General features: G+C 58.1%; 2 protein-coding genes. One reads left to right on the plus strand and one right to left on the minus strand.

Going from position 1 to position 3,011, the window contains the following annotated elements; translation table 11 throughout:
• Nucleotides 1-343: Lrp/AsnC family transcriptional regulator (locus EOA29_RS30960; RefSeq protein WP_245468592.1), on the minus strand; the 343-nt coding region annotated here is incomplete at its 3' end.
• Nucleotides 344-1,050: 707 nt separating this feature from the next.
• Here EOA29_RS30960 and EOA29_RS30965 point away from each other — a divergent pair.
• On the plus strand, nucleotides 1,051-3,011 hold a 1,961-nt coding region (locus EOA29_RS30965), incomplete at its 3' end, for a hypothetical protein (RefSeq protein WP_210213189.1).

Consider the following 3,011-nt stretch of genomic DNA (forward strand, 5'->3'; position numbering starts at 1 on the left):
CCATGTAGCACTGGGTAACTTCCCGTGCCGCGCGCATCGCCCGCTTGAAATCATCAACTAGATCGAGGCGCTCACGATCCAGTTCCACCGTGACAACAACGGTGAGCGACTTTCCGAGTGCCTTGGGGTCGACAAGGGAGATGTCGCCTATAATGACGCCCTCAGCGCGAAGCCTGTTGACCCGGCGCATACATGAGGCTGCAGACGAGCCCACCAGGTCAGCTATCTCTGCGAAAGAAAGACGATTGTTTTTCTGGAGCGCCGAGAGGATCCGCCGATCAAGATCGTCCATGTATCTGCCTTCCAAGTCGACGCGATCTGATCGCGCATCAGTTGAGATCATGGCACCAACAGGCTGAAAACGGAACCGCAACGCGCGGACGAATCGATCGCCTGCATTTCATAGGTTGCTTTGTCGTGAGTTTCTCATTTCACAACTGGGTCGGATTTCGGCTGATTCGCCTTATTGGGGCGTCTTGCTTGGAAAGGCGTCGCAGCCTCACTTCGGGCCGGCTCCGCCTAGGCGGATGGCCGAAGCTGCCATTTACCTTCGCATCTGCTCCTGACCCCTGACCTGAGACGTTCCAGGTTATCCATGCATTCATAAGGATCGTACAAACCGTTCTACTTAGGTCAGAGCGAGGACGATTCTCTCGTTGCGCGCCAATGTCGTTGTTCCCCGGCTTCAATTAGGCTGCGATGTGCCGGCACGTACTAGGTAGCCACGGATGCGTTTCCGAGCTCAGCTATTTCAAAGTTGGGCTCTTTGTGCCGCGCATGTTTCAGCGGTCGGGGTAGATTGCGCGTTAAGTTGCCACGCGAATGCCCCATGTTGTGCCGCTCCTGGTCACTTGAATGAGGACGTCCTTGATTCGCACATCATCCAATGTGACGGTCGGCCCTAAACGTAATTTGAAGGCAGGCTTAACGGCGCAAAAGCAGCAAATGGCGGGAGGTACTGTGGTCTCAACTCAGATCCGGGCGACAGAGGCGGACATGTTTGACGCCTTAAGGTGGCGCTGTATCGGACCCGCCAGAGGCGGCCGCGTTGTGGCGGTTGCCGGCGACCCGAACGACCCTATGGTGTTTTATTTTGGGGCGTGCGCGGGTGGCGTGTGGAAGACCATCGACGGCGGCGTTTACTGGCGTTGCGTCTCTGACGGGTTCTTTATGACCGCTAGCGTTGGTGCGCTCGCAGTTGCCCCCTCTGACTCGAATGTCATTTATGCAGGAACGGGGGAGAGCACGATCCGAGGTGACGTCTCTTATGGGGATGGCGTATACCGGTCGACCGATGCTGGTCGCACTTGGAGTCATCTGGGCTTGAAAGAAACCCGCCATATTGGCAGGATTTGTATTCATCCGAATGATCCAGACATCGTCTATGTCGCGGCGCTCGGGGACGCATTCGGGCGCAACGATGAACGCGGCGTCTTCCGCTCGAAGGACGGCGGCAACACTTGGGAGAAGGCCCTCTATCGAACTCCCGATGCGGGCGCCGTCGACATCTCGATGGATCCGAACAATCCACGCATTATCTTCGCCACCACCTGGGAGGCGCGGCGGAACTTCTGGCACCTTAACAGCGGCGGGCCGGGTAGTGGCATGTTCCGCTCCTTTGACGGTGGTGACACCTGGGAGGAACTGTCGGGCCGTAACGGTCTGCCCAGCGGCTTGCTCGGCAAGCTCGGTGTCTCTGTCTCGCCGGCGCAGAAAGGGCGCGTCTACGCCCTCGTCGAGGCAGAGGACGACAGGATCGGGCTGTATCGCACAGATGACTACGGCGACCGCTGGCTCCAGGTTTCGCAGAACCGCGACCTGATGCACCGCCCCTTCTATTACACACATGTCTTCGCAGACACCGGACATGCCGATACGGTCTACGTCAGCAATCTGCAAATGTGGAAGTCGACAGATGGCGGCGCGAGCTTTGGGGAGGTGACCACGCCCCATGACGACAACCACGATCTTTGGATCGACCCGGCTAACCCAAAGAGGATGATCCAAGGCAACGATGGCGGTGCCTGTGTCACCTTCAATGGCGGCAGAACCTGGTCATCAATCTACAATCAGATGACTGCGCAGTTCTATCGCATTGACGTCGACGACCGATATCCCTATCGGGTTTCCGCCACCCAGCAGGACAACACTGCAATCTCCGTCCCGAGCGCCTCGGAATGGGGTGCTATCCATTCGGGCGACTGGACTTATCCTGGCACCGGCGAGAGCGGCTTCATTGTCGTGGATCCGAGGGACCCCGAGGTGGTATATTGCGGCGCTGTCGGCTCGAGCCCGGGTGGCTGTGGAGTTCTGCAACGATACGATCACCGTACCAGGCAGATTCGCGTCGTGAGTGTCTGGCCGGAATACACGGTTAGTATGGCGCCGAAGGACATGCGCTACCGCTTCGCCTGGACCTTCCCACTCACTTTCTCTCCGCACGATCCGACTACGCTGTATGCCGGAGGCAATCACGTCTTCCGCAGCCGGGACGAAGGGGCGAGTTGGACTGTCATCTCGCCAGATCTCAGCCTCAACGATCCCGCACGCCAGAACTATTCCGGAGGCGCCTTGACGCCCGACAACTCCGGTGCCGAAGTCTACGCTACGTGTGCCTCGGTGGTTGAATCACTACATCGCAAAGGCGAGATTTGGGCCTCTACAGACGACGGTCTCGTTCATGTGACACGCAACGACGGTGAGCTGTGGAGGAATGTTACGCCCGACAGCATGCCAGAGCTGTCTTACGTCGGCTGCGTCGAAATATCCCCGCACGATCCAGACACGGTTTATATGGCAGCGACGCGGTATAAACTGTCTGACTACCAGCCTTATCTCTTCCGCACCAAGGATAGTGGCAAAACATGGCAGGCGATCAATGGAGATTTCCCTTCTGGCGAGATCACTCGTGTTTTGCGCGCAGACCCAGTGCGGGATGGGCTGCTGTTCGTCGGCACGGAAACGGGCGTGTTCTTCAGCCTCGATGATGGAGCTCATTGGGCGCGTATGGG

The organism is Mesorhizobium sp. M1E.F.Ca.ET.063.01.1.1, assembly GCF_003998155.1.
Lineage (GTDB): Bacteria > Pseudomonadota > Alphaproteobacteria > Rhizobiales > Rhizobiaceae > Mesorhizobium.